Here is a 25,605-nt window from a genome sequence, read left to right as displayed (position 1 = left end):
GGCGCCGGTACGCCGCCGCCGGGCCGTGGGACGATGACGGCATGCCCACCGAGCCCGGCACGACGTACCCCGTCGGCTGGGAGGCCGACGTCGTGCTGCGCGACGGGTCCGTCGCGCACGTGCGCCCGATCACCCCCGACGACGCCGAGGCGCTGCGCGAGTTCCACCGCCGCCAGTCGCCCGAGTCGATCTACCTGCGCTTCTTCGCGCCGCTGCGCGAGCTGAGCGACCGCGACGTGCACCGCTTCACCCACGTCGACCACCGCGACCGGGTCGCCCTCATCGCCACGGTCCGCGACGACATCGTCGGGGTGGGCCGCTTCGACCGGATCGACGAGCACCAGGCGGAGGTCGCCTTCAACATCAGCGACCACTTCCAGGGCCGCGGCATCGGCTCGGTCCTGCTCGAGCACCTGGCCATGATCGGCCAGGAGGTCGGCGTCGACCGCTTCACCGCGGAGGTCCTCCCGCAGAACCGCAAGATGATCAACGTCTTCCGCGAGGCCGGGTACGACGTCACGCACCGCTACGAGGACGGCGTCATCGCGCTGTCCTTCGACATCGCGCCGACCGAGCGGTCGGTGCTCGTGCGACTGGCTCGCGAGCACCGCGCGGAGTCGATGAGCGTGCGGCAGGTGCTGTCGCCGCGCTCGGTCGCCGTGGTCGGGGCGAGCCGCCGCCCCGACGCCATCGGGCATCGTTTCCTGCGCAACATCCTCGTCAGCGAGTACACCGGCACGCTCGTCGCCGTGCACCCCGAGGCCGACGAGATCCTCGGCGTCACCGCCTACCCGACCCTGGAGGCGGTGCCGCACGAGGTCGACCTCGCCGTCGTCGTCGTCCCCGCCGAGAAGGTCCTCGACGTCGTCGACGACTGCGCCCGCAAGGGGGTCCGCGCGCTGCTCGTCGCGTCGGCCGGGTTCGCCGAGGCGGGGCCGGAGGGCGTCGAGCGGCAGGAGGCGCTGCGCCGCCGCGCCCGGGCCAGCGGCATGCGGGTCGTCGGGCCCAACAGCTTCGGCCTCATCAACACCCACCCCGACGTGCTGCTCAACGCGACGCTGGCCAACCAGGTGCCGCGCCGCGGCCGTCTCGGCCTGTTCGCGCAGAGCGGCGCGCTCGGCATCGCCGTCCTCGCGTCCGCCTCGCGCCGCGGCCTCGGCGTCTCGACCTTCGCCTCGGCCGGCAACCGCGTCGACGTCTCGGGCAACGACCTCATGCAGTACTGGATCGACGACGACGACACCGACGTCGTCGGTCTCTACCTCGAGTCGATGGGCAACCCGCGCAAGTTCTCCCGCATCGCCCGGCAGCTCTCGCGCGCCAAGCCGGTCGTCGTCGTCTCCTCCGGCGTCTCGGCGTACGGCGCCCCGCCCGGCCACCGCACCCGGCCCACCCAGGTGCCGCCGGAGGCGTTCGACGCGATGCTGCGCCAGGCCGGCGTCATCCGCACCGAGAACGTCCACCAGCTCTTCGACGTCGCCCAGCTGCTGCTGCACCAGCCGCTGCCCGCCGGTCGCCGGGTCGCCGTGGTCGGCAACTCCGACGCGCTCGGCGCGCTGTCGGCGCAGGCCGCGCTCAGCTGGGGGCTCGAGGTCACCCACGGTCCCGTCTCGCTGCCCGCCGAGGCCGCCCCCGAGGCGTACACCGCCGCGCTGCGCGCCGCCTTCGACGACCCCGCGGTCGACTCGGTCGTCACCGGCTTCATCCCGCCCCTCGCCACGGTCGACTCGACCGTCGTCGACGCCGTCCACCAGGCGTCGGCCGGCTCCGAGAAGCCCTGCGTCGCCACGTTCCTCGGGCTGCGGGGGGTCGGGACCGGTGCCGTGTCGTCGTACGCCGCCGCCGCGGCCGCGAAGGCGGCAGGGGAGGACGCCGTACGGCGTGCCGTCCCGGTCTACGGGATGCCCGAGGACGCCGTGCGGGCGCTGGCCGCCGCGACCAACCACGCGCAGTGGCGCGGCCGCGACCGGGGGCGGCTCGTGCACCCGCCCGGGCTGCACGACGAGGACGTCGAGGCCGTCGTCGAGCGCGTCCTCGCGCAGGCGCCGGACGGGCGCGACCTCACCCGCGAGGAGGCGACCGAGCTCCTCGCGGCGTACGGCGTGCGGCTGTGGCCGGCGCGGCACGCCGCCACCGCCGACGAGGCCGTCGCCGCCGCCGACGCGCTCGGCTACCCGGTCGTGGTCAAGACGCTGTCGCCCGTGCTGCGCCACCAGACGGGGACGACGGGCGTGCGGATCGACCTCGACGGGCCGGAGGCCGTGCGCGGCGCCGTCGAGTCGCTGAGGCTGCGTCTCGGCACCCTCGGCACCCTCGGCACCGAGGGGATCGTCGTCCAGCAGATGGCGCTGCCCGGGGTCATCTGCGTGCTCACCTCGCAGGAGGACCCGCTCTTCGGGCCGGTCGTGTCCTTCTCGCTCGCCGGGCCGCCCACCGAGCTGCTCGGCGACATCGCCCACCGGATCCCGCCGCTCACCGACGTCGACGTGTCCGACCTGCTGAGCGGCGTGCGCGCGGCGCCGCTGCTCGAGGGCCACCGCGGCGCCGCACCGGTGAACCGCGGCGCCCTCGCCGACCTCGTCGCCCGGCTCTCCTGCCTCGCCGACCGCCACCCCGAGCTCGCGCGGGTGCACCTCAACCCGGTCAACGCCTGGTCCGGCGGCGTCGACGTGCTCGACGCCGAGATCACCGTGCGGCCGGCCGCGACCCGCAAGGACGGCGAGCGGCGGGCGATGACCTGACCGGTCAGCGCAGCGCGGACGGGCCCGGGTCGCGGTCGCGCGCGTCCCGCTCGGCCTCCCGGATCGCGTCGCGCTGCTCGACCTCGAGCCGGAGCAGGGCGACCTCCTCGGCGACGGTGCGCACGGTCTCCTCGAGGCGCGACACGGCCAGGCTCAGCTGGATGCACACGCCGAGCAGCGCCAGCAGCGCGAGGATGAAGACGAGGTTGACCGGCGTCGTCACCCCGGTGACGTGCCCGAACCACAGCGTGATCTGCGGGACGAACCCGAGCACGACGAGACCGAGGACGAGGACCACCCACACGACGGCGTACTTCTCACGCAGCCGCTGGCTGCGCAGCAGCCACCCGAGCGCGAGGAGCAGGACGACGCAGACCCCGAGGGCGAAGGGGTAGCCGCTGACGTGGTGCAGGCTCATCGCGTCGCCTTCCGGGGCTCGGGCGTGAGGGGCTCGGGCGTGAGGGGCTCGGGCGTGAGGGGCTCGGCTGTGAGGGGCTCGGTCTCGAGCGGCTGCGGCGCCGCGGGCACGATGTCGAGCAGGTCCGGCGGGGGGGAGCTGGGCCGGGTGCGGGGCCGGGTCAGGGCGAAGCCCAGCGCCGTGAGCGCCCGGGTGAGGAACACGGTCGAGCGCCACGGTCCGGTCGACGCCTCGCCGCCGAGCCGGGCGCGCATCGTCACCGGCACCTCCCGCACGACGAGCCCTCCGCGGGCCGCGACGACGAGCGCCTCGACGGTGTCGCCGAGGTACTCCGCCGGGAACGACTGCGCGAACAGCTCGATGGCCCGCGCGTTGAAGGCCCGGAACCCGGACGTCGTGTCGGTCAGCCGGGTGCCGGCCACCCGGGACAGGACGAGGGACAGCACGGCCATCGCCCACCGGCGGGGGCCGTGACCGGGCTTCGCGTCGTCGCCGCGGCCGCGCGCGCCGACGACGAGGTCGGCGCCGTCGGTCAGCCCGGTGAGCAGCACCGGCACCTGGGCCGGGTCGTGCTGGCCGTCGGCGTCGACCTGCACGAGGACGTCGTACGACGCCCGCCGGGCGTGGCGGAACCCCGTCCGCAGCGCCGCGCCGACCCCGAGGTTGACCGGGAGCACCGCCACCTGCACCCCGGCGGAGCGGGCGACCGCGGCCGTCGCGTCCGTCGAGCCGTCGTCGACGACGAGGACGTCGGCCTGCGGGAGGGCGGCCCGCAGCTCGGCCAGCACCCCGGGCAGCGTGGCCTCCTCGTTCCACGCGGGAACGACGACGAGCAGGCGCACGGGCGCTCGAGGGGGCACGCGCCGAGGGTAGCCCGCCGACCCCTGGGCGGGACCCGCGCAGCGCCTGTGCGGCGGCGATGCGGCACCAGTGCCACAATCTCCGCATGTCGCGGACTCCCACCCCTCCTGCCGCCCGCGAGCACCCCCTCCCGGAGGGGCTCGCCACGGCGATCGACCAGGCCGGCTACTACCCGATCCTCGTCGGCGACGTCGTCGCGGCGGCGCTCGGCTCGGAGCACGTCGTCGCCCACCTGGTCTACCAGGAGACCACGTTCGACCAGGAGACCGTGCGCCGGCACCTCACCGTCCTCGTCGTCACCCGCTCGACGCTCGTCATCACCCACGCCGACGACCACGACGAGCACGAGCCCGGCCGCGCCGTCGTCACCGCGACGAGCGAGACCGTGCCGCTGCACGCCGTCCGGGGCGTCATGCTCACCCACGTCGTCGCCTCGCCCGACGAGTACGAGGCCGGCCGCCTCGGCCGCGAGCTGACCCTCACCATCGGCTGGGGCGCGGTCAGCCGCCTCGACCTGGTCCCGGCGACCTGCGGCGACCCCGAGTGCGACGCCGACCACGGCTTCGAGGGCACCGTCGCCTCCGACGACATCTCGCTGCGGATCAGCGCGGCCGCCGAGGGCGACGCCGCGCTCGCCGAGGCGCTCGACTTCGCCCGCGTCCTCTCCTCCTCGATCGGCGGCCCGGTGCCCGCCGCCCGCTGAGCGAGCCGCCCGCACCCATGAGGCCGCTCGAACCCGTGGCGGCCGGCGACCCGGACGACCCCTCCACCGCCGCGTCCTCGCTCCCGCCCCCGCCGGACTACGCCGGCGGCACCCTCGCGTCCGTGCTGCCGGCCGTCGCGGCGAGCCTCGGCGCGACGTCGTACGGCGACGCGGACCCGTTCGGGCTCGTCCCCGCCCGCCGGGCCGTCGTCGTCCTCGTCGACGGGCTGGGCCTGGAGCTGCTGCGTCGCCGCGGCGGTCACGCGCCGTTCCTGCGCTCGCACCTGCCCGGCGCCGTCCGCCTCGACTCCGGCTACCCCTCGACGACGGCGACGTCGATGGGCAGCTTCGGCACGGGGCTGCCGCCCGGCGCGCACGGCCTGGTCGGCTACGAGGTCCTCGTCCCCGGTGAGGACCGCACCGTCAACGAGCTGTCCTGGGAGGGCGGGCCGGACCCGCGCACCTGGCAGCCGGCGCCCACCGTCTTCCAGCGGCTCGAGGCCGACGACGTGCGCGTGACCCGGATCGGGCCGGCGTACTTCGACGGCTCGGGTCTGACCGAGGCCGCCCTGCGGGGCGGGCGCTTCGTCGCCGCCCGGCACCTGCCCGAGCGGGTCGAGGCCGCGCTCACCGCGGTCCGCGCCTCGTCGCGGTCGCTGGTCTACCTCTACTGGGGCGACCTGGACAAGGTCGGCCACGTCCACGGCTGCGGCTCGTGGGAGTGGGGCGACGAGCTCGAGGCGGTCGACGGCGCGCTGGCCGAGCTGGCCCGTCGGGTCCCGTCCGACACCGCCGTCTATGTCACCGCCGACCACGGCATGGTCGACGCACCGCACGCGCTGCGGCTCGACCTCGCCCACGACGAGGAGCTGTCGCGCGGGGTGCGTCACCTCGGCGGCGAGCCGCGCAGCCCGCAGCTGTACGCCGAGCCCGGCGCCGCCGGCGACGTCCTCGCCACCTGGCGCGAGCGCCTCGCGCCGCGGGCCTGGGTGCTCTCGCGCGAGGAGGCGGTGGCCGCCGGCTGGTTCGGGCCGGTGCGCGAGGACGTGCTGCCCCGCGTCGGCGACGTCGTCGTCCTCATGCGCGAGAGCTTCGCCGTCGTCCACTCGCGCCGCACCCGCCCCGAGGTGCTCGCGCTGCTCGGTCTGCACGGGTCGGTGACCGCCGACGAGCGGTCGATCCCCCTGGTGCGGATCCCGCCGCGCACCGCGTAGGGTCCCTGCGTGGCCGAGCTCGTCTTCTTCTCCGGGACGATGGACTGCGGCAAGTCGACCCTCGCCCTGCAGATGGACCACAACCACGCGGCGCGCGGCCGGGCCGGGCTGATCTTCACCCGGCTGGACCGGGCCGGGCAGTCGGTCCTGTCCTCGCGGCTCGGGCTGTCGACCCCCGCCCGCGAGGTCGACGACCGGGTCGACTTCTGGGAGGCCGTGGTCGGTCGGGCCAGCGCCGGGGGTCGCGTCGACTACCTCATCTGCGACGAGGCGCAGTTCTACACGCCCGCGCAGGTCGAGCAGCTGGCCCGGCTCGTCGACGAGATGTCCGTCGACGTCTACGCCTTCGGCATCACGACCGACTTCCGCGCCGAGCTGTTCCCCGGGAGCAAGCGGCTCATCGAGCTCGCCGACCGGGTCCAGGTGCTCCAGGTCGAGGCGCTGTGCTGGTGCGGCCAGCGCGCCACCCACAACGCGCGCGTCGTCGGCGGCGCCATGGTCGTCCAGGGCGAGCAGGTCGTCGTCGGCGACACCCACCCGCTGCCGGCCCTGCCCGCCGCGCTCGGCGCGAGCGTCGAGTACGAGGTGCTGTGCCGGCGGCACTACATGCGGCGAATGACCGCGCACGCCGCCCGCGCCGCCGCGATCAGCCCCGAGGTGCTCCCGTTCGACCTCGACGTCTGCGCGGTCCCGCCCGCCTGACCCCCAGCGTCCGCACCGACGAGGCACCGGTGCCTGAGCGATGCGGACGAGACGGTTCGGTCAGCGGCGGCCGCCGAACATGATGTCGTCCCAGGACGGGACCGACGGGCGGCCCTTGCGGGCCGGCTTCTCGGGCTTGGGCGGCTCGGGCACGGGGGTCTCGGCGACCGGCTCGGGCTCCGGCTCCGGCTCGTCCGCGGCCTCGGCCGTCTCGGGCTCGGGTGCGGCCGTCGTCTCCGGCTCGTCGACCGTCTCCGGCTCGTCGACCGTCTCCGGTTCGACGACGGCTTCGGGTTCGACGACGGCTTCGGGTTCGACGACCGGCTCCGGTTCGACGACCGTCTGGGGCTCCACGACGGCCTCGGGCTCAGGTTGCGTCGGCTCGACGACCGATTCGGCGACGGGCTCGACGGCCGGCTCGGCGACCGGCTCGGGTCGGGCGCGACGGGAGCGCTCCTCGGGCAGGCTGCGGGCGGCCGGGGGCAGGCCGTGCACGTCGGGGTCGTAGCCGAGCCCGGCCAGCGGCAGCGCGTCAGCGGGCGGCCCCTCCACGGGGACGTCGGTGGGGGTCCGGCCACGCTTGCGCCGACCGCGACCCGCGGTCCGCTCGCGCATGGCGGTCATGAGGTCGAGCGGCCCCTCGCCGCGGGTGCGGGCCGCCGTGACGCCGCCCTCGGCCTCGACGTCGTACACCGCCGTGGTGACCCGGGCGGGGGCGGGCAGCGGCCCGTCGGCGGTCGCGGCCGGCTCGTCCTCGCTGAGCCAACGAGCCTCGTCGTCGAGCGCGGACACCGTCTGCGTCGCGAGGTCGAACGACCACAGCGCCTGGCGCTCACGACCGCCCGCCGTGAAGCGCACGACGACCGTCCAGTGCGCGGCCTCGGGGTCGCGCCACGAGTCCCAGTCGCTCGTCGTCGGGTCGACGTCGCGCACGCGCATCCGGTCCCCGACCCGCGCGGCGAGCGACTGCCCCGACCCCGAGCCGCGGGTGCTGCGCAGCCGGACCTTGCGGGCGAGCTCGGCGACGTGCGCGCGCTCGGCGAGGATCGGGCCCTCGTACCGGCGCACCTTCTCCACCGGCCACCCGGAGCGGCTGGCGACGTCGTGCGCCGACGCGCCGGCGCGGACCATCGCCTGGACGTCGCGCGGCCGGGGGCCGCCGTCCAGCTCGATCTGCAGCTGCCCGAGCCGGGAGCGGTCCTGCCGCACGGCCGCGCGCAGCGCGTCGTCCAAGGGGGTGCGGTAGCGCTCGCCGTCGCTCCCCTCCAGCAGCAGGTGGGTGCCGTCGTCGTGGACCCCCACGAGCCGAAGGTCCTGCATGTGTCGCTCCTCGCGGCCGCCTCGTGTGCGACGCCGTCGCCGGCGCCTCCCGGACGAGCCTGCCATCCGCGCGGCGCAGGAGGAAGCGCCCACGCCGCGCGGACGCCCGGGAGGTAGCGTTTTCCCATGACCGCCGCCGCGACCCCCGACCCCACCGAGGTGACCAGCGAGCCGAGCGACGCGCTCGCGCCGTACGACGCCGTGCTGCTGCTCTCCTTCGGCGGCCCCGAGGCGCCCGACGAGGTCATGCCGTTCCTGCGCCGCGTGACCGCGGGTCGGGGGATCCCCGACGAGCGGCTCGAGTCGGTCGCCGAGCACTACCACCACTTCGGTGGTCGCAGCCCGATCAACGACCAGAACCGCGCGCTGCTCGCCGCCCTCGAGAAGGAGCTGGCCGGCCGCGGCCTCGACGTGCCCGTGCTGTGGGGCAACCGCAACTCCGAGCCGTTCCTCGCCGACACCCTGCGCGAGGCCGTCGAGGCGGGGCGGCACCGCCTCCTCACGGTGACGACGAGCGCCTACTCCTGCTACTCCTCGTGCCGGCAGTACCGCGAGAACCTCGCGGATGCCGTCGCCGAGGTCCGCGAGCTCGGCCACGTCCTCGAGGTCGACAAGGTCGCGCAGTACGCTCTGCGCCCGGCCTTCGTCGACCCGAACGCCGCCCTCGTGCTCGACGCCGTCCGCGGGCACGCCGACGTCCCCGACGGGCAGCTCGCGCTCCTGTTCTGCACGCACTCGATCCCCGAGGCGATGGACGACACGTCCGGCCCGGGCGACGGCGAGGGCAACCTGTACTCCGCGCAGCACCACGAGCTGGCCCGCCGGGTCGTCGCCCGCGTCGCCGAGGAGACCGGTCGCGACCTGCCCCCCGAGGTCGTCTACTGCTCCCGCTCCGGCCCGCCGTCGCAGCCCTGGCTCGAGCCGGACGTCAACGACCGGCTCGAGGAGCTCGCCGCGGCCGGCGTCACGACCGTCGTCGTCGCCCCGGTCGGCTTCGTCTCGGACCACATGGAGGTCGTCTACGACCTCGACACCGAGGCGCAGGAGACCGCCGACCGGCTCGGCCTCACCCTCACCCGGGTGCCGACGGTGGGTGTCGACCCGGCGTGGGTGGCGGGCCTCGCCGACCTGCTCCTCGAGCGCGCCGAGGAGGCCCGCGGCGGCCCGGTGCCGACGGGGGAGTGGGTGCGCCCCTCCGTGTGCGCCCCCGGCTGCTGCCCCAACCTGCGTCAGGCCCGACCCGCGCTGTGCGGGAGCGACTGATGCCCGGCGCCCGGCCCGAGGGCCTCCCCGAGGGTCTCGACCTCGCCGCGCTCGAGGCGCTCGCCGTCGAGATCGCCACCGAGGCCGCCCGGCTCGTCGTCGACGAGCGGCCCGACGGCCTGGGCGCCTCGGCCACCAAGTCGTCGCCGACCGACGTCGTCACCGTCATGGACACCCGCGCCGAGGAGCTCATCCGCCGGCGGCTGCACGAGGCGCGTCCCGACGACGCCGTGCTCGGCGAGGAGGGGGACGACCAGCCCGGCACGTCCGGGCTCACCTGGGTCGTCGACCCCATCGACGGGACGGTCAACTACCTCTACGAGATCCCCGCCTACGCGGTCTCGGTCGCCGTCGCGTACGGCGACCCGCGGACCCCCGGCGCGTGGGGCGTCCTCGCCGCCGCGGTCGCCGACGCCGCCCACGGCACCGTCCACCACGCCCACCTCGGCGGGGGAGCGCGCACCACCGGGCCCGCCGGCAGCACGACGCTGCGGGTCGGCCGGGCCGACGGACTGGACCGCGCGCTCGTCGGCACCGGCTTCGGCTACACCGCGCAGCGCCGCCGCGAGCAGGGCGAGCTGCTGATGCGGGTGCTGCCGGAGATCCGCGACATCCGTCGCATCGGCAGCGCCGCGCTCGACCTGTGCGCCATCGCGCAGGGACGTCTCGACGGGTACTTCGAGGTCGGCCTCAACCCGTGGGACCTCGCCGGCGGCTGGCTCGTCGTCACCGAGGCCGGCGGGGTCGTCACCGGCCCCCGCGGCGGCGGACCGCAGGCCGCCCTCACCGTGGCGGGCAACGCCACCGTGCACGCCGGGCTCGCCGCCCTCCTGGACGACTGAGGACGCCGTACGGCGATCGGTCAGGCCGCGTGGTCGCGGCGCCAGCCGTCGAGCTCGGGCAACCGCACCCCGTGCTCGTCGGCGAGGCGCAGGAGCGAGCCCAGCTCCTCGGTGTGGATGTCGACGGAGAAGTCGTCGCCGCTGGTCTCGGCCTCGGTGAGGGCGGTGAGGGCCTCTCGGGCCCGCTCGTGCAGGCCGGCGTGGAACTCGGTCATGGGGGGCACCTCCGGGTCGCGTCGTCCTCGGTGTCGGCGGGGTGGGCCGCCGCGACGACTGTAGGCGTCGCACGGCCCCCACGGGGCCCTGCGCCCGCCGGTGCGGGTAAACACTCGGTCAACGGAAGCCCAACGCCCGGGAAGGTCCGTGCGGCGGACGGCGCCTCGTCGGCCCCGGAGTGTGCGACGGGTCACACCGGGGCGGCCGCCGCTCGACCCGGAAGGTGACGCGGGAGCCGAACTAGGGCACACTTCGCGCGCAGGTGTGCCCATCGCCGCCGCTGGGCACAAACCACCGACCTCCTGCGTTACCACGGCGCACCGACCGACGGAAGACCCCCGGACGACACGATTCGTCCCGGGCTCCTACCGGCCGGACGCGCCGGCCGGAGCCCCGGTCCGACCCCCCACCGACCTCCGAGCCACCCTCCGCACCACCGTTCCCGAGGAGCGAACCACCCATGGCGACTGACTACGACGCCCCGCGCAAGACCGACGACGACCTCAACGAGGACTCCCTCGAGGAGCTGAAGTCCCGCCGCGTCGACAAGTCGGCCTCGACGGTCGACGTCGACGAGACCGAGCAGGCCGAGGGCTTCGAGCTCCCCGGCGCCGACCTCTCCGGTGAGGAGCTGTCGGTCACCGTCATCCCCCGGCAGGCCGACGAGTTCACCTGCTCGCAGTGCTTCCTCGTCCACCACCGCAGCCAGCTGGCGAAGGAGTCGGCCACCGGCATGGTGTGCCGCGACTGCGCCGCCTGACATGAGCACCGGCCCGGGGTCGGCCTCCGAGGAGGGCGGCCCCCTGCGCGTCCGGGTGGCGCTCCACCGGCTCGACCCCGGGCTCCCGGTGCCGTCGTACGCCCACCCGGGCGACGCCGGCGCCGACCTGCACGCCCGCGAGGACGTCGTCCTCGCGCCCGGCGAGCGGGCCCTGGTCCCGACCGGGGTGGCCATCGCGCTGCCCGACGGCTGGGCCGCCTTCACCCATCCCCGCAGCGGGCTCGCCCACCGGCACGGCGTCACCATCGTCAACGCCCCCGGGACGGTCGACTCCGGCTACCGCGGCGAGCTGTTCGTCGACCTGGTCAACCTCGACCCGCGCGAGCCGTTCACCGTCCGCCGGGGCGACCGGATCGCCCAGCTCGTCGTCCAACCCGTCGCCCGGGTCGAGTTCGAGGAGCGCGATTCGCTCCCCGACAGCCCCAGGGGGGAGACTGGGCACGGAGCCAGCGGGGGCTTCGGCGACGCCGGCCCGCGCTGACGCCGGTAGCCCCGCTCCCCGCCCACCCACACACCCCGAGGACCGATCACACCGTGGCCATCTTCCGCCGCCGCCAGCAGGAGGCCTCCGAGCCGCAGGCCCAGGACGTCGACCCCCTCGAGACCGACGACCTCGGGACCGACGACCTCGGGACCGACGACCTCGGGACCGACGACCTCGGGACCGACGACCTCGAGGCCCACGAGCAGGAGGCGCTCGACGACCCGGCCGCGGAGCACGACGCGACCGCGGACGAGCCGTCCTTCTCGCGCGCCCGCGGCCCGTACGACGTCTCCGAGGTCGAGCGCGCGGACGAGGACGCCGACGGACCGGTCGACCGGCTGGACCTCGGCGCGCTGCGCTTCGTCCCGGTCGACGGCATGCAGCTGCGGCTGGAGCTCGACGAGTCCCAGCAGACGGTGCTCTCCGTGCACTGCCTGCTCGGCGACAGCAGCGTCCAGGTGCAGGTCTTCGCCGCCCCCCGGACGCTGCCGGTCTGGCCCGAGATCCGGGCCGAGATCGCCGACAACGTCATCTCGGCCGGCGGCACCGCGGACGTCGTCGCGGGTGAGCTCGGCCGCGAGCTGGTCTGCCGGATGCCGCAGCGCGGCGCCGACGGCCGCACCGTCTTCGCGCAGGTCCGCTTCGCCGGGGTCGACGGGCCGCGGTGGTTCCTGCGCGCCGTCTTCAGCGGGCCGGCCGCCGTCGACGAGCGGGCCGCCGCGCCCCTCGTCGCCGTGGTCCGCAGCTGCGTCGTCGTCCGCGGCGACGAGGCCATGCCGCCCCGCGAGGTCCTCCCGCTGACCCTGCCCCAGCAGGCGACCCCCGAGGACGAGGGCGCCGAGGAGCTCCAGGACGAGGTCGAGCCGTCGACCCGCCGACCCGACGACCTCAAGCCGTTCGAGCGCGGACCGGAGATCACCGAGGTCCGCTGAGGACCCGTCATCCCACCAGGAGGAAGCGTGCCCGACGTCGTCCCCACCACCCCGCCCGCCCCGAGTGAGGCGCGCCCCCACGCGGTCGAGTCGGCCAGCCCGACCGCCTCGATGCTGCACCGCGGCCAGCGCGACGTGCAGGAGCCGCGGCGCGGCTTCTTCGGCCGGCTCGCCGACCGGCTCACCCGGGCCGACGACGAGCTCGAGGCCGACGAGCTGCAGGACGAGGCGGAGCGGGTCGGGGCCACGCCGATCTGCGACCTGCCCAACCGCGAGCGTGCGCACGTCTGCGGGACCATCCGCTCGGTGACCCTGCGCCCGCGCGCCGACGTCCCCGCCCTCGTCGTCGAGATCTACGACGGCAGCCGCCCGCTGCACCTGGTGTGGCTCGGCCGCCGCGAGATCGCGGGCATCGAGCCCGGCGTCATGCTGCGCGCCACCGGCCGGGTGTCGTACTACCGCGGCGTCGCGACGATGTTCAACCCCTTCTACGAGATCGTGCCCAAGGGTGCCTGAGGCCGACGCGGTGCGCGGCGCCGTCCCCGAGGCGGCCGCGAGGCGCGAGCACACGACCGTCGAGGAGCTGCTGCGCGAGCGGATCCTCGGCGCGCTCGGGGGCTGGCGCGGGGCGCTCGAGTCGGCGCTGCCGACCTTCCTCTTCGTCGTCGTGTGGAGCGTGACCCGTTCGTCGGTCGCCTCCCTCGTCGCCTCCGGCGCGGCGCTCGTCGTCCTCGCCGTCGTGCGGCTCGTCCGGCGCGAGACGGTGCGCTACATCGGCTACTCCGCCCTGGTGCTCGCCGTGGCCGCGTTCTTCGCGCTGCGCTCGGGCCGCGCGCAGGACGCCTTCCTGCCGGGGATGATCGGTACGGCGGCCACGGGGCTCGCCTTCCTCGTCGCGAACCTCGCGCGGTGGCCGGTGTTCGGCTTCCTCATCGCCGCCGGCGACCCCGAGCTGGCCGCGACGTCGCAGCGGCTCAAGGACGCGTCGCGCAAGGACGCCCCGCAGGACGAGGAGGCGCAGGCCCGCGCGGCCGCGGACGAGGCGGCCCTCAAGGAGATCTTCACCGGCTGGCGCCGCCACACCGGCATCGTCACCGTCGCCGCCCGGCTCGGCTGGGTCATCGTCGGCCTCGACGTCGTCCGCCTCGCGGTCATGGTGCCGCTCTACCTCGCCGGCGAGGTCGGCGCCCTGGGCGTCGCCAAGATCGTCCTGGGCACGCCGGCGTACCTCGTCGCCGTGCTCGTCATGGGCCTCGTCGTCCTGCGGGGCCGCACCCCGCTCGACGAGCCCCGCCCCGCCGAGGCGTAGCGAGCGTCGTACGGCGGGTCAGTCGTCGGCGCCGCGGGGGAGCCGGTTGGAGGGGCTGAGCATCTGCTCGAGCTCGTCCTCGGAGTCCGGCGTCGTGATGAAGAGGAGCTCGTCGTGCGCCTCGACGGTGTCGTCGCGGCTCGGCGCGATCGGGCGGTCGTCGCGGATGATCCCCACGAGGACGGTGTCGGCCGGCCACGTCACCTCGCCGAGCGGGCGGGCGATGTAGGGGCTGCCGACAGGGATGGTCAGCTCGACCATCGACGCCCGCGCCTGCTGGAACTGGAAGATCCGCACGAGGTCGCCGACGCTGACCGCCTCCTCGACGAGCGCGGTCATCAGCCGCGGCGTCGACACGGCGACGTCGACGCCCCACGACTCGTCGAACATCCACTCGTTCTTGGGGTTGTTGACCCGGGCCACGGTGCGCGGCACGCCGAACTCGGTCTTGCTCAGCAGCGAGACGACGAGATTGGCCTTGTCGTCGCCGGTCGCGGCGACGACGACGTCGCACTCCTGGACCTTGGCCTCCTCGAGGACGCTGATCTCGCACGCGTCGGCGAGCAGCCAGGCCGCGTCGGGCACCCGGGAGGCCTGCACGTCGTCCGCGTCGCGGTCGATGAGCAGCACCTGGTGGCCGTTGTGCAGCAGCTCGCGGGCGATCGAGCGCCCGACGCTGCCGGCTCCGGCGATGACGACGCGCATGTCCTGTCGGTTCCCTGTCGGTCTCGGTGGCGGGCCGGTCAGTGCGCCGGCGGCGGCTGGTCGAAGGTCTTCTCGATGCGCCCGAGGTCGGCGAGGGCGGCGACGACGTGGACGAGGTCGCCGTCCTGGAAGACGGTGTCGGCCCCGGGCACCATGCCCTCGCCGAGCCGGGTGACGAAGGCGACCCGCGAGCCGGTGAGCGACTCGACCTCGCTGATCCGCCGGCCCACCCAGGTGCGGGCGAGCGGCACCTCGGCGACGACGACGCGACCGCTCGGGTCGGTCATCGCCGGTACGGCGCCCTGCGGCAGCAGCCGCTGCAGCATCTGGTCGGAGGTCCAGCGGACCGTCGCGACCGTGGGGATGCCGAGCCGCTGGTAGACCTCGGCCCGGCCCGGGTCGTAGATGCGGGCGACCACGTGCTCGACGCCGAAGGTCTCGCGGGCCACGCGGGCGGCGAGGATGTTCGAGTTGTCACCGCTGGAGACGGCGGCGAACGCGTAGGCCTCGTCGATCCGGGCCGCGCGCAGGGTGTCGCGGTCGAAGCCGAGGCCGGTGACGGTCATCCCGTCGAAGCTGCTGCCGAGGCGGCGGAAGGCCGACGGCTCGGAGTCGATGACGGCGACGTCGTGCCCGCGCTTGCTCAGGCTCTTCGCGAGGGTCGACCCCACGCGGCCGCAGCCCATGATGACGAAGTGCACGCTGCGAGACGCTACACGAGCAGGGCCTGCCACCTGCGGTGGTGCGGCGTACGACGCCCCGCCCACCCGCATACAGTGTGCCCGTGGCCTCCTCCGGACGCGTCCTCAAGCGCCTGCTGCTCGGTCGCGCCATGCGCAGCGACCGGCTGGGGGAGACCCTCCTGCCGAAGCGGCTCGCGCTGCCCATCTTCGCCAGCGACGCGCTCTCCTCGGTGGCCTACGCCCCCGACGAGATCATGCTCATGCTCGGCATGGCGGGCGGCGCCTTCGTCACGACCCACTCGTGGCAGATCGCCCTCGCGGTCGTCGTCGTCATGCTCGTCGTCGTCGCCTCCTACCGGCAGAACGTGCACGCCTACCCCTCCGGCGGCGGCGACTACGAGGTCGCGACCGTCAACCTCGGCCCGCGCGCCGGGCTGACCGTCGCCAGCGCCCTGCTCGTCGACTACGTCCTCACCGTCGCCGTCTCGGTCTCCTCCGGCATCCAGAACGCCGCGACCGCGCTGCCGGTCCTGCGCGGGCACGAGGTCGAGGCCGCGGTCGGCATCGTCGTCATCCTCACCGCGCTCAACCTGCGCGGCGTGCGCGAGTCGGGCAAGACCTTCGCCGTCCCGGTCTACGCCTTCATGGTCGGCATCATCGGGATGGGCCTGGTCGGCTTCGCGCAGTACCTCACCGGCCACCTCGGGCAGGCCGAGAGCGCGCGCTACACGCTGTCGCCGGAGCCGGGCCACGACCAGATGGCCGGCCTGGCCGTCGCCTTCCTGCTGCTGCGCGCCTTCTCCTCCGGCTGCGCGGCGCTCACCGGCGTCGAGGCCATCTCCAACGGCGTGCCCGCCTTCCAGAAGCCGAAGAGCCGCAACGCCGCCACGACGCTGCTCATGCTCGGCCTGCTGTCGATCACGATGCTCGTCTCGATCATCGTGCTGGGGCGCCTGACCGGCATCAAGGTGGCCGACAACCCCGCCGAGCAGCTGTCGCTCAACGGGCAGCCGGTCGGGGCGTCGTACGTGCAGGACCCCGTGCTGGGGCAGCTGAGCAAGGCCGTCTTCGACGGCTTCCAGCCCGGCGTCGTCTACGTCTCCATCGTCACCGGGCTCATCCTCGTGCTCGCCGCCAACACCGCCTTCAACGGCTTCCCGGTGCTCGGCTCGATCCTCGCCAAGGACGGCTACCTGCCGCGCCAGCTGCACACCCGCGGCGACCGGCTCGCGTTCTCCAACGGCATCCTCATCCTCGCGGCCGGCGCGGTCGCGCTGATCATCGCCTACTCCGCCACGGTCACCGCCCTCATCCAGCTCTACATCGTCGGGGTGTTCGTCTCCTTCACCCTCAGCCAGAGCGGGATGATCCGGCACTGGAACCGGCACCTGCGCACCGAGCGCGACCCCAAGGAGCGCTCGCGCATGGTCCGCTCGCGGGCCATCAACGCGGTCGGCGCGTTCATGTCGGGCACGGTCCTCGTCGTCGTCCTCATCACGAAGTTCATGGAGGGCGCGCGCTACGCGATCCTCGCGATGATCGTCCTGTTCTTCCTCATGCTCGCCATCAAGCGGCACTACGACCACGTCGCCGAGGAGCTCGAGCTCGACCCGGAGGAGCCGCAGCTGCTGCCCAGCCGGGTGCACGCGATCGTCCTGCTGTCCAAGGTCCACAAGCCGGCCATGCGCGCGCTCGCCTACGCCCGCGCGACCCGCCCGACGTTCCTCGAGGCGGTCACCGTCGAGGTCGACGAGGACGACACGCAGGCGCTGCGGGCCGAGTGGGCCCGGCGCGACATCCCCGTCCCGCTCAAGGTCCTCGCGTCGCCGTACCGCGAGATCTCCCGCCCGGTCGTCGACTACGTCAAGTCGATCCGCAGCGGCAGCCCCCGCGACGTCGTCGTCGTCTACATCCCGGAGTACGTCCTCGGCCGCTGGTACGAGCAGGTGCTGCACAACCAGAGCGCCCTGCGGCTCAAGGCGCGGCTGCTCTTCACCCCGGGCGTCATGGTCGCCAGCGTGCCCTGGCAACTGCGCTCGTCCGAGGGTCAGGAGGACTTCTTCGACGGACCCGTCGTCGGCTCGATCCGGCGCGGCCCCGCATGAGGTCCGCATGACCCCCGGACCGCGCCGACCACGCCCCTCCGGTCGCCGTACGGCGCCCCGCGACCGCCGCGGCGCCCCCCGCCCGGCCGCCCCGCCCGACCCGCTCGTCGGGCGCACCGTCGAGGTCGAGGTCGGCCCGATCGCGCACGGCGGGCACTGCGTCGCCCGGCACGAGGGGCGCGTCGTCTTCGTCCGGCACGCCCTGCCAGGGGAGCTGGTCCGGGTGCTCGTCACCGAGGGCCGGGCCAAGGACTCGTTCCTGCGCGGCGACGCCGTCGAGGTGCTCCGGGCCTCGCCGCACCGGGTCACCCCGCCCTGCCCGTACGCCGGCCCGGCCGCCACCACCCCGGGCTGCGGCGGTTGCGACCTGCAGCACGTGGCCCTGCCGCACCAGCGCGAGCTCAAGGCCGCCGTCGTCCGCGAGCAGCTCCAGCGGCTCGCCGGGCTCGAGGTCGACGTCGTCGTCGAGGCGCTGCCCGGCACGCCGGAGCACGAGCGCGGGCTGCGCTGGCGCACCCGGGTCGAGCTCGCCGTCGACGCGGCCGGCCGCGCCGGGCTGCGGGCGCACCGCTCGCACGACGTCGTCCCGCTCGACGACTGCCTCATCGCCGACGAGCGCGTCGTCGCCACCGGGGCGCTGTCGACGGTCTGGACGGGCTGCACCGGCGTCGACGTCGTCGCCGCCGACGAGCCCGAGGCCGCCGTCGAGGTGCCGCTGCCCGTCGACGGGCCGGTGCCGAGCGTCGTCCAGCACGTCGCGGTCGACGGACCCGAGGGGGAGTGGGAGGAGTCGTTCCTCGTCTCCGCGCGCGGGTTCTGGCAGGTCCACCCCGCGGCGGCCCCGACGTTCCTCGCCCACGTCCTGTCCGAGCTGGACCCGCAGCCGGGGGAGCGCGCGCTCGACCTCTACGCCGGGGTCGGGCTCTTCGCCGCCGCGCTCGCCGACGCGGTCGGCGTGACCGGCGCGGTCCTTGCGGTCGAGGGGGACGCGGTGGCCGTCGAGGACGCGACCGCGAACCTCGAGGACCGGCCTCAGGTCGAGGTCCGCGGTGGCGACGTCGCCCGCGAGCTCTCGGCGATGGTCGACCAGGGCGTCGTCGCCGACGTCGTCGTCCTCGACCCGCCCCGCACCGGCGCCGGCCGCGACGTCGTCGACGCCCTCGTCCGGCTCGGGGCCCGCCGGGTCGTCTACGTCGCCTGCGACCCCGCGGCCCTGGCCCGCGACACGTCGTACCTCCTGGAGCGCGGGTGGCGGCTGAGCCACCTCCGGGCGGTCGACGCGTTCCCCATGACGCACCACGTCGAGTGCCTGGCGACGTTCGAGCCCGCCGCGGGCTGAGCGCCCGGCACCGACCTCGCCGTCGCCCCCGACACGCCGCATCCGGTGAGAGGCTGGGCTGTGCCACGACGTCGGGATGTGGTTCACTTATCTTGACGTCAAGATAGTTCGCGATGAAGGGAGCCCGGCGTGGCGACAGGACCAGCAACGGGATCGGCCACGGGGTCGGTGGACAGCTTCGGGGCGCGGGGTGAGCTCCGGGTCGGCGACGACGCCTACGAGATCTACCGCCTCGCCGGCCTCGAGGGCGCGCAGACGCTGCCCTTCAGCCTCAAGGTGCTGCTGGAGAACCTCCTGCGCACCGAGGACGGCGCGAACATCACCGCCGACCACATCCGCGCCCTCGCGCAGTGGGACGAGACCGCCGAGCCGGACACCGAGATCCAGTTCACGCCGGCCCGCGTCATCATGCAGGACTTCACCGGCGTGCCCTGCGTCGTCGACCTCGCCACCATGCGCGAGGCCGTCGTCGAGCTGGGCGGCGACGCGACGCGGATCAACCCGCTCTCGCCGGCCGAGCTGGTCATCGACCACTCCGTCATCATCGACGTCTTCGGTCGGGCCGACGCCTTCGAGCGCAACGTCGAGATCGAGTACGGCCGCAACAAGGAGCGCTACCAGTTCCTGCGCTGGGGCCAGACCGCGTTCGACGACTTCAAGGTCGTCCCGCCGGGCACCGGCATCGTCCACCAGGTCAACATCGAGCACCTGGCCCGCACCGTCATGGTCCGGAACGGCGTCGCCTACCCCGACAGCTGCGTCGGCACCGACTCGCACACGACGATGGTCAACGGCCTCGGCGTCCTCGGCTGGGGCGTCGGCGGCATCGAGGCCGAGGCGGCCATGCTCGGCCAGCCCGTCTCCATGCTCATCCCGCGCGTCGTCGGCTTCAGGCTGACCGGTGAGATCCCCGCCGGCGCGACCGCCACCGACGTCGTCCTCACCATCACCGAGATGCTGCGCAAGCACGGCGTCGTCGGCAAGTTCGTCGAGTTCTACGGCGAGGGCGTCGCGGCGGTGCCGTTGGCCAACCGCGCGACGATCGGCAACATGAGCCCCGAGTTCGGCTCGACCTGCGCGATCTTCCCCATCGACGACGTCACCCTCGACTACCTGCGCCTGACCGGGCGCTCGCCCGAGTCGGTCGCCCTCGTCGAGGCCTACGCCAAGGAGCAGGGGCTGTGGCACGACCCGTCGGTCGAGCCGCGCTTCTCCGAGCGGCTCGAGCTCGACCTGTCGACCGTCGTCCCGTCCATCGCCGGCCCGAAGCGCCCGCAGGACCGGATCGCCCTCACCGACGCCAAGGCGGCCTTCCGCAAGGTGCTGCCGACCTACGTCGCGCACGACGAGGGCGACGCCGGTACGGGGTCGAGCTTCCCGGCCAGCGACGCGGGCAACCTCGAGGGCAACGGCGGCCCGAAGCCGGCCGACGAGGGCGACGGCGCCGGCCGCCCCTCGAGGAAGGTCACCGTCACGACCGCCGAGGGCGCGTCGTTCGAGATCGACCACGGCATCGTCTCGATCGCCTCGATCACCAGCTGCACCAACACGTCGAACCCGTCGGTGATGATGGCCGCCGCCATGCTGGCCAAGAACGCCGTCGAGAAGGGCCTGACCGTCGCCCCCTGGGTCAAGACGTCGATGGCCCCCGGCTCCAAGGTCGTCACCGACTACTACGAGAAGGCCGGCATGTGGCCCTACCTCGAGAAGCTCGGGTTCTTCCTCGTCGGCTACGGCTGCACGACCTGCATCGGCAACTCCGGGCCGCTCTCCGACGAGATCTCGGCCGCCATCAACGAGAACGACCTCGCGGTCACCTCGGTGCTGTCGGGCAACCGCAACTTCGAGGGCCGGATCAACCCCGACGTGAAGATGAACTACCTCGCGTCGCCGCCGCTCGTCATCGCCTACGCCCTCGCGGGGACGATGGACTTCGACTTCGCCACCGAGCCGCTCGGCCGGGACACCGACGGCAAGGACGTGTTCCTGCAGGACATCTGGCCCGCCCCGGCCGACGTCGAGGCGGTGATCTCCGACTCGATCAACCAGGGGATGTTCACCACCGACTACGCCGACGTCTTCGCCGGTGACGAGCGCTGGCAGTCGCTGCCGACGCCCGAGGGTGACACCTTCGCCTGGGACGGCGAGTCGACGTACGTGCGCAAGCCGCCGTACTTCGACGGCATGACGATGGCGACCACCCCGGTGGCCGACATCGACGGCGCGCGCGTCCTGGCCAAGCTGGGCGACTCGGTCACGACCGACCACATCAGCCCGGCCGGCTCGATCAAGGCCGACAGCCCGGCGGGGCGCTACCTCGCCGAGCACGGGGTCGACCGCAAGGACTTCAACTCCTACGGCTCGCGCCGAGGCAACCACGAGGTGATGATCCGCGGCACCTTCGCCAACATCCGGCTGCGCAACCAGCTCCTCGACGGCGTCGAGGGCGGCTTCACCCGCAACTGGCTGGCCGACGGCGAGCAGACGACGATCTACGACGCGTCGGCCGCCTACCAGGAGGCGGGCGTCCCGCTCGTCATCCTCGCCGGCAAGGAGTACGGCTCCGGCTCGTCGCGCGACTGGGCCGCCAAGGGCACCCGCCTGCTCGGGGTCAAGGCCGTCATCGCCGAGAGCTACGAGCGCATCCACCGCTCGAACCTCATCGGCATGGGCGTCCTGCCGCTGCAGTACCCGCAGGGGGAGAGCGCCGAGTCGCTGGGCCTCGACGGCACGGAGACCTTCGCGGTCAGCGGCATCACCGTCCTCAACGAGGGCACGACGCCGCGCACCGTCCACGTGGCGGCGACGAAGCAGGACGGCGGCACCGTCGAGTTCGACGCGGTCGTGCGGATCGACACCCCCGGCGAGGCGGACTACTACCGCAACGACGGCATCCTGCAGTACGTGCTGCGCTCGCTCGTCGGCTGAGCCCGGCACCACCGGCACCACCAGCACGCCGTACGACGGCCCGTCCCCACCCCGGGGCGGGCCGTCGCGCGTCCCGGGCGGCCCCGCCCGGAGCGGCGCCCACGCCTCGGTCCTGGGCTGGCGCGACCTCGGTCACGGGTTTACGCTCCGGAGCCACGACGTGTGAGAAATACACAACCGCCCCTCCGACCCCCGAGGTGACCCCGTGGCCGACACCGGTGCTCTCCGTCCCTTCACGCGCCCGGCGGCCTGTGCGGCCACGGCGCCCGCCCCGACCGGCGCCCTCACCCGGCGCGCGGTGCTGGGCGTCGGTGCCGCCGGCCTGGCCCTCGTCCTCGGCACCCGGCGGGCCGAGGCCGCCGTGGCCCCGGTGGTGGCGGCGCGGGTGCGCCCCAAGGCGGTCCCGTCCGCCGACGGCGCCCGGCACGTCCTCTTCACCCGGTTCCAGGGTCGCTCCTGGCACCAGGGCGCGAACCGCGGGACGACGACCGACGCGAGCGGCCGGCTCGTCATCGCCCGCGCGACGTCCACGCGGACCTACACCGACCCCGTCGGGGACGGGACGGCGGCGTCGTACGAGCAGGCGACCTGGCTCTCGCCGCGGGTGGCGACGGCGTTCGGCCTCACCGAGCTCATCGCCTCCTGGGACGTCGAGACGCCGGGGTCGACCTGGGTCGAGGTGCTCGTCCGCGGGGTCGACGAGAACCGGACGATGTCCGGCTGGTACGTCCTCGGCCGCTGGTGCGCGCTCGACCCGGCCGACGGAGGCGCGATCCACCGCGCGTCCGTCGACGACCAGGGCACCGACCTCGCGACCGTGTGGACCGACACCTTCCACGCCTACAGCGGCCACGCGCTGAAGAACTTCCAGCTCCAGGTCAACCTCGTGCGCCCCGTCGGCAGCGACGACACGCCGCTCGTCACCATGGTCGGCGCCGTCGCGTCCGCGCTGCCCGACGAGGAGACGGTCCCGGTCAGCCCGGTCGGGCGCGCCCGCGGCGTCGTCCTCGACGTGCCGACGCTCTCGCAGGAGGTCCACGTCGGGCACTACCCGCAGTGGGACAACGGCGGCGAGGCGTGGTGCTCGGCGACGTCGACGGCCATGGTGCTGCGCTACTGGGGCGTCGGGCCGCAGCCGGCCGACCTGGCCTGGGTCGACCCGCCGGTCGACGCGGAGGTGGACTTCGCGGCCCGCAACGTCTTCGACTACGCCTACGACGGCTGCGGCAACTGGCCGTTCAACAACGCCTACGCCGCCCGCTACGGGCTCGAGGCGTTCGTCACCCGGCTGCGCTCGTTCACCGAGCTCGAGGAGCTCGTGCGGCGCGGGATCCCCGTCGTCATCTCGGTGTCCTTCGCCAAGGGCGAGCTCGACGGGGCCGGTTACGGCACCAACGGCCACCTCATGGTCGTCGTCGGCTTCACGCAGGACGGGGACGTCGTCGTCAACGACCCGGCCAGCCACCTGGTCGCCGACGACGCGCAGGTGCGCACGACCTACCGCCGCGACCAGCTCGAGAACGCCTGGGTGCCCCACTCGGGCGGCACCGCCTACGTCATGCACCCGCGCTCCGTGCGGCTCCCGGCCCCGCTCACCCCGGCCGAGCCGAACTGGTAGGGAGGTCTGTCGGTGCGGCGACGCAGACTGGGGGCATGAGCGTCGCCGTACCGCCGGGGTGGCCGCCCGGCGTGCCCCCGGCGCACTCGCCCGGGTGGGAGGACCGGGCCGTCGCCTGGCTGCTGGACCACTGCCCGCCGGACTACCGCACGTACGGCGCTTGGCGGCGGCACCCGCTGGCCCTCGCCTGGCTGGCCGACCGGCACCTCGACGGGCAGGTGTCGGCGATGCGCCAGGCCTACCGGGAGGTGCGGGTCGAGCTCGGCGACGACCTGCCGGCGACCGCGCTCGCCGAGGTCATCGAGCAGCTCGAGCGGGAGGGGCTACGGCTCGTCGCCGCCAAGCGGGCCGCCGGCCTGGTGCTCGAGGCGCTGCGCGGGACGGTGTTCGTCCCGCGGCTGTGACGGGGTCACGCACCGCCCGCGCACCGCCCACCGGTGGGCCAGCGCCTAGACTCGGCGGGATCGCACGAAAGGACCCCGACCCCCCGTGGCACTGCTCGACCGCATCGACGGACCCGACGACGTCCGCTCCCTGCCCCCCGAGGCGCTGCCCCGGCTGGCCGGTGAGATCCGCGAGTTCCTCATCGAGTCGGTCTCGCGCACCGGGGGCCACCTCGGTCCCAACCTCGGGGTGGTGGAGCTGACCATTGCGCTGCACCGGGTCTTCGCCTCGCCGCGCGACACGATCGTCTTCGACACCGGGCACCAGTCCTACGTGCACAAGCTGCTCACGGGGCGGCGCGACTTCGGGAGGCTGCGCCAGCGCGGCGGCCTGTCGGGGTACCCCTCGCGCGGCGAGTCCGAGCACGACGTCGTCGAGAACTCGCACGCGTCCACCTCGCTGTCCTGGGCCGACGGCATCGCCAAGGCGCGCCGGTTGGCGGGCGAGCGCGACCGGCACACCGTGGCCGTCATCGGCGACGGCGCGCTCACCGGCGGCATGGCCTGGGAGGCCCTCAACAACATCGCCGCCGAGAAGGACCTGCCGCTCGTCATCGTCGTCAACGACAACGAGCGCTCCTACGCGCCGACGACCGGCGGGCTGGCCGACTACCTCGCGACGCTGCGCACCACCCAGGGCTACGAGGCCTTCCTCACCTGGGGCAAGAACGCCCTGTCACGCACGCCCGTCATCGGCAACGCCGTCTACGGGGCGGCGCACGGGATGAAGAAGGGCCTCAAGGACATGGTCGCCCCGCAGGGGATGTTCGAGGACCTCGGGCTGAAGTACCTCGGCCCCATCGACGGGCACGACACCGCCGCGGTGGAGGCGACCCTGCGGCGCGCGCGCGACTTCGGCCGCCCCGTCCTCGTCCACGTCCTCACCAAGAAGGGCAAGGGCTACGACCTCGCCCGCCGCGACGAGGCCGACCAGTTCCACGCCGTCGACAAGATCAACCCCGAGACCGGACTGCCGCTGCAGGTCAAGGGACGGATCTGGACCGACGAGTTCAGCGACGCCCTCATGCGGGTGGCGGCCGACCGCGACGACCTCGTGGCCATCACCGCCGCGATGCTCATCCCGGTCGGGCTGCGCGAGTTCGCCGAGCGCCACCCCGACCGGGTCTTCGACGTCGGGATCGCCGAGCAGCACGCCGTGACGATGGCGGCCGGACTGGCGTACGGCGGCCTGCACCCGGTCGTCTGCGTCTACGCCACCTTCCTCAACCGCGCCTTCGACCAGCTGCTCATGGACTGCGCGCTGCACCGGGCCGGCGTCACCTTCGTCCTCGACCGCGCCGGCGTGACCGGCACGGACGGCGCGTCGCACAACGGCATGTGGGACATGACGCTGACCGGGATGGTGCCTGGTCTGCACCTGTGCGCCCCGCGCGACGCCGAGGCCCTCGGACGGGCACTCGCCGAGGCGGTCGACGTCCCCGACGCCCCGACGGTCATCCGCTTCTCCAAGCAAAACCCGCCCGCGCCGCTGCCCGCCGTCCGGCGCAGCGGCAGCGTCGACGTGCTCGCCGAGCCGGGCGAGGGCGACGTCGACCTCCTCCTCGTCGGCCTGGGGGAGCTGGCGACGACGGCGGTGTCGGTCGCCGAGAAGCTCACCGCCCAGGGCCGCAGCGTCCGCGTCGTCGACCCGCACTGGTGCCTGCCGGTCAGCGCCGACCTCGTCGACCTGGCCCGGTCCGCCGGGGCGGTCGCCGTCCTCGAGGACAACCTCGTCGTCGGCGGGGTGGGTTCGCAGGTCGCGCTCGCGCTGCACGAGGCCCGGGTCGAGGTGCCGGTGCACCTGCACGGCATCCCCAAGCGCTTCCTCGACCACGGCTCGCGCGGCGAGGTGCTCGAGGAGATCGGGCTCACGCCGGACGCGGTGGCCGACGCGCTGGACGCACGGCTGCGCTGAGGTGCGTCGGGGCTGCGGCGTGCGGCCTTGTGCGGGGGCGTCGTACCCCGCAGGATCGGGCGCGGGGCGCCGGAGCGTGCCCT

At 74.3% G+C, this 25,605-nt stretch carries 23 protein-coding genes; 17 read left to right on the top strand and 6 right to left on the bottom strand.

Annotated features, from left to right (window positions below; genetic code table 11):
* Nucleotides 1-41 precede the first annotated feature (41 nt).
* Nucleotides 42-2,741: a bifunctional acetate--CoA ligase family protein/GNAT family N-acetyltransferase gene (locus tag FB458_RS18530; protein ID WP_141849803.1), complete on the top strand. Its 2,700-nt coding sequence runs from the start codon at nucleotides 42-44 to the stop codon at nucleotides 2,739-2,741.
* A gap of 4 nt (nucleotides 2,742-2,745) precedes the next feature.
* On the opposite strand, the gene FB458_RS18525 is transcribed toward FB458_RS18530, so the two are convergent.
* Together FB458_RS18525 and FB458_RS18520 are read right to left on the bottom strand one after the other, a co-directional pair.
* A complete protein-coding gene (locus FB458_RS18525) occupies nucleotides 2,746-3,159 on the bottom strand; it encodes a DUF2304 domain-containing protein (protein ID WP_141849802.1) in 414 nt (137 codons plus the stop codon).
* Nucleotides 3,156-4,019: a glycosyltransferase family 2 protein gene (locus FB458_RS18520; RefSeq protein ID WP_170185743.1), complete on the bottom strand. Its 864-nt coding sequence runs from the start codon at nucleotides 4,017-4,019 to the stop codon at nucleotides 3,156-3,158. The genes FB458_RS18525 and FB458_RS18520 overlap by 4 nt, the downstream gene beginning before the upstream one ends.
* An 86-nt stretch (nucleotides 4,020-4,105) precedes the next feature.
* Between FB458_RS18520 and FB458_RS18515 the strand changes: the two genes are divergently transcribed.
* Genes FB458_RS18515 through FB458_RS18505 form a run of 3 tightly spaced genes read left to right on the top strand, consistent with a single transcriptional unit; the run spans nucleotide 4,106 to nucleotide 6,639 of the window.
* Nucleotides 4,106-4,723 carry a DUF5998 family protein gene (locus FB458_RS18515; RefSeq protein ID WP_141849801.1) on the top strand — a complete coding sequence of 206 codons (618 nt, stop codon included), beginning with the start codon at nucleotides 4,106-4,108 and terminating at the stop codon, nucleotides 4,721-4,723.
* A gap of 17 nt (nucleotides 4,724-4,740) precedes the next feature.
* On the top strand, nucleotides 4,741-5,937 hold the full coding sequence (locus tag FB458_RS18510; RefSeq protein WP_141849800.1) for an alkaline phosphatase family protein: 1,197 nt from the start codon (nucleotides 4,741-4,743) through the stop codon (nucleotides 5,935-5,937).
* 9 nt (nucleotides 5,938-5,946) lie between these two features.
* A complete protein-coding gene (locus FB458_RS18505; RefSeq protein WP_141849799.1) occupies nucleotides 5,947-6,639 on the top strand; it encodes a thymidine kinase in 693 nt (230 codons plus the stop codon).
* Nucleotides 6,640-6,699: 60 nt separating this feature from the next.
* Here the strand turns inward: FB458_RS18505 and sepH are convergent, their stop codons facing one another.
* The gene (gene sepH, locus FB458_RS18500; protein WP_170185742.1) at nucleotides 6,700-7,959 is read right to left on the bottom strand and encodes a septation protein SepH; all 1,260 of its coding nucleotides are present in this window, start codon (nucleotides 7,957-7,959) and stop codon (nucleotides 6,700-6,702) included.
* Between the two features lie 126 nt (nucleotides 7,960-8,085).
* On the opposite strand from sepH, the gene FB458_RS18495 reads away from it, so the two are divergent.
* A complete protein-coding gene (locus tag FB458_RS18495) occupies nucleotides 8,086-9,222 on the top strand; it encodes a ferrochelatase (protein WP_141849797.1) in 1,137 nt (378 codons plus the stop codon).
* The gene (locus FB458_RS18490; RefSeq protein ID WP_141849796.1) at nucleotides 9,222-10,064 is read left to right on the top strand and encodes an inositol monophosphatase family protein; all 843 of its coding nucleotides are present in this window, start codon (nucleotides 9,222-9,224) and stop codon (nucleotides 10,062-10,064) included. Before FB458_RS18495 ends, FB458_RS18490 begins: the two co-directional genes overlap by 1 nt.
* A 20-nt stretch (nucleotides 10,065-10,084) precedes the next feature.
* Here FB458_RS18490 and FB458_RS18485 read toward each other — a convergent pair whose 3' ends face one another.
* On the bottom strand, nucleotides 10,085-10,279 hold the full coding sequence (locus FB458_RS18485; RefSeq protein WP_141849795.1) for a hypothetical protein: 195 nt from the start codon (nucleotides 10,277-10,279) through the stop codon (nucleotides 10,085-10,087).
* Between the two features lie 461 nt (nucleotides 10,280-10,740).
* Between FB458_RS18485 and FB458_RS18480 the strand changes: the two genes are divergently transcribed.
* Genes FB458_RS18480 through FB458_RS18460 form a run of 5 tightly spaced genes read left to right on the top strand, consistent with a single transcriptional unit; the run spans nucleotide 10,741 to nucleotide 13,786 of the window.
* A complete protein-coding gene (locus tag FB458_RS18480) occupies nucleotides 10,741-11,040 on the top strand; it encodes a DUF4193 domain-containing protein (RefSeq protein WP_141849794.1) in 300 nt (99 codons plus the stop codon).
* A gap of 1 nt (nucleotide 11,041) precedes the next feature.
* Nucleotides 11,042-11,542: a dUTP diphosphatase gene (gene dut / locus FB458_RS18475; RefSeq protein ID WP_141849793.1), complete on the top strand. Its 501-nt coding sequence runs from the start codon at nucleotides 11,042-11,044 to the stop codon at nucleotides 11,540-11,542.
* A 53-nt stretch (nucleotides 11,543-11,595) separates the two neighbouring features.
* On the top strand, nucleotides 11,596-12,477 hold the full coding sequence (locus FB458_RS18470) for a DUF3710 domain-containing protein (protein ID WP_170185741.1): 882 nt from the start codon (nucleotides 11,596-11,598) through the stop codon (nucleotides 12,475-12,477).
* A 27-nt stretch (nucleotides 12,478-12,504) separates the two neighbouring features.
* On the top strand, nucleotides 12,505-12,993 hold the full coding sequence (locus FB458_RS18465; protein WP_342778071.1) for an OB-fold nucleic acid binding domain-containing protein: 489 nt from the start codon (nucleotides 12,505-12,507) through the stop codon (nucleotides 12,991-12,993).
* The gene (locus FB458_RS18460; protein WP_246061364.1) at nucleotides 12,986-13,786 is read left to right on the top strand and encodes a DUF3159 domain-containing protein; all 801 of its coding nucleotides are present in this window, start codon (nucleotides 12,986-12,988) and stop codon (nucleotides 13,784-13,786) included. The genes FB458_RS18465 and FB458_RS18460 overlap by 8 nt, the downstream gene beginning before the upstream one ends.
* 18 nt (nucleotides 13,787-13,804) lie before the next feature.
* Here the strand turns inward: FB458_RS18460 and FB458_RS18455 are convergent, their stop codons facing one another.
* Nucleotides 13,805-14,491, bottom strand: coding sequence for a potassium channel family protein (locus FB458_RS18455; RefSeq protein WP_141849791.1), 687 nt, complete (start codon nucleotides 14,489-14,491; stop codon nucleotides 13,805-13,807).
* A 38-nt stretch (nucleotides 14,492-14,529) separates the two neighbouring features.
* On the bottom strand, nucleotides 14,530-15,192 hold the full coding sequence (locus tag FB458_RS18450) for a potassium channel family protein (RefSeq protein WP_141849790.1): 663 nt from the start codon (nucleotides 15,190-15,192) through the stop codon (nucleotides 14,530-14,532).
* A 131-nt stretch (nucleotides 15,193-15,323) separates the two neighbouring features.
* Between FB458_RS18450 and FB458_RS18445 the strand changes: the two genes are divergently transcribed.
* The 6 genes from FB458_RS18445 to dxs all read left to right on the top strand — a co-directional run bounded on the left by FB458_RS18445 (nucleotide 15,324) and on the right by dxs (nucleotide 25,522).
* A complete protein-coding gene (locus tag FB458_RS18445) occupies nucleotides 15,324-17,279 on the top strand; it encodes an APC family permease (RefSeq protein ID WP_141850698.1) in 1,956 nt (651 codons plus the stop codon).
* A gap of 7 nt (nucleotides 17,280-17,286) precedes the next feature.
* Nucleotides 17,287-18,618, top strand: coding sequence for a class I SAM-dependent RNA methyltransferase (locus tag FB458_RS18440; protein ID WP_141849789.1), 1,332 nt, complete (start codon nucleotides 17,287-17,289; stop codon nucleotides 18,616-18,618).
* A 168-nt stretch (nucleotides 18,619-18,786) separates the two neighbouring features.
* Nucleotides 18,787-21,546, top strand: coding sequence for an aconitate hydratase AcnA (gene acnA, locus FB458_RS18435; protein WP_281286115.1), 2,760 nt, complete (start codon nucleotides 18,787-18,789; stop codon nucleotides 21,544-21,546).
* 205 nt (nucleotides 21,547-21,751) lie between these two features.
* Nucleotides 21,752-23,164, top strand: a complete 1,413-nt coding sequence (locus FB458_RS18430) for a C39 family peptidase (protein WP_246061363.1) — start codon at nucleotides 21,752-21,754, stop codon at nucleotides 23,162-23,164.
* Nucleotides 23,165-23,199: 35 nt separating this feature from the next.
* A complete protein-coding gene (locus FB458_RS18425) occupies nucleotides 23,200-23,568 on the top strand; it encodes a hypothetical protein (RefSeq protein WP_141849787.1) in 369 nt (122 codons plus the stop codon).
* A gap of 85 nt (nucleotides 23,569-23,653) precedes the next feature.
* Nucleotides 23,654-25,522: a 1-deoxy-D-xylulose-5-phosphate synthase gene (gene dxs, locus FB458_RS18420; protein ID WP_141849786.1), complete on the top strand. Its 1,869-nt coding sequence runs from the start codon at nucleotides 23,654-23,656 to the stop codon at nucleotides 25,520-25,522.
* The last annotated feature ends 83 nt before the right edge of the window (nucleotides 25,523-25,605 follow it).

The sequence above is a fragment of the Lapillicoccus jejuensis genome (assembly GCF_006715055.1).
Taxonomy (GTDB): domain Bacteria; phylum Actinomycetota; class Actinomycetes; order Actinomycetales; family Dermatophilaceae; genus Lapillicoccus; species Lapillicoccus jejuensis.
This window is presented reverse-complemented; position numbering and strand designations above follow the sequence as displayed.

What these genes read in the sequence shown, in the direction of transcription:
- FB458_RS18445 (WP_141850698.1), top strand. Translation starts at nt 15,324, where the DNA reads ATGCGCAGCGACCGGCTGGGGGAGACCCTCCTGCCGAAGCGGCTCGCG.
- FB458_RS18485 (WP_141849795.1), bottom strand. Translation starts at nt 10,279, where the DNA reads ATGACCGAGTTCCACGCCGGCCTGCACGAGCGGGCCCGAGAGGCCCTC.
- FB458_RS18510 (WP_141849800.1), top strand. Translation starts at nt 4,741, where the DNA reads ATGAGGCCGCTCGAACCCGTGGCGGCCGGCGACCCGGACGACCCCTCC.
- dut (WP_141849793.1), top strand. Translation starts at nt 11,042, where the DNA reads ATGAGCACCGGCCCGGGGTCGGCCTCCGAGGAGGGCGGCCCCCTGCGC.
- FB458_RS18530 (WP_141849803.1), top strand. Translation starts at nt 42, where the DNA reads ATGCCCACCGAGCCCGGCACGACGTACCCCGTCGGCTGGGAGGCCGAC.
- sepH (WP_170185742.1), bottom strand. Translation starts at nt 7,959, where the DNA reads ATGCAGGACCTTCGGCTCGTGGGGGTCCACGACGACGGCACCCACCTG.
- FB458_RS18425 (WP_141849787.1), top strand. Translation starts at nt 23,200, where the DNA reads ATGAGCGTCGCCGTACCGCCGGGGTGGCCGCCCGGCGTGCCCCCGGCG.
- FB458_RS18490 (WP_141849796.1), top strand. Translation starts at nt 9,222, where the DNA reads ATGCCCGGCGCCCGGCCCGAGGGCCTCCCCGAGGGTCTCGACCTCGCC.
- FB458_RS18455 (WP_141849791.1), bottom strand. Translation starts at nt 14,491, where the DNA reads ATGCGCGTCGTCATCGCCGGAGCCGGCAGCGTCGGGCGCTCGATCGCC.
- FB458_RS18515 (WP_141849801.1), top strand. Translation starts at nt 4,106, where the DNA reads ATGTCGCGGACTCCCACCCCTCCTGCCGCCCGCGAGCACCCCCTCCCG.
- FB458_RS18495 (WP_141849797.1), top strand. Translation starts at nt 8,086, where the DNA reads ATGACCGCCGCCGCGACCCCCGACCCCACCGAGGTGACCAGCGAGCCG.
- FB458_RS18480 (WP_141849794.1), top strand. Translation starts at nt 10,741, where the DNA reads ATGGCGACTGACTACGACGCCCCGCGCAAGACCGACGACGACCTCAAC.
- FB458_RS18525 (WP_141849802.1), bottom strand. Translation starts at nt 3,159, where the DNA reads ATGAGCCTGCACCACGTCAGCGGCTACCCCTTCGCCCTCGGGGTCTGC.
- FB458_RS18440 (WP_141849789.1), top strand. Translation starts at nt 17,287, where the DNA reads ATGACCCCCGGACCGCGCCGACCACGCCCCTCCGGTCGCCGTACGGCG.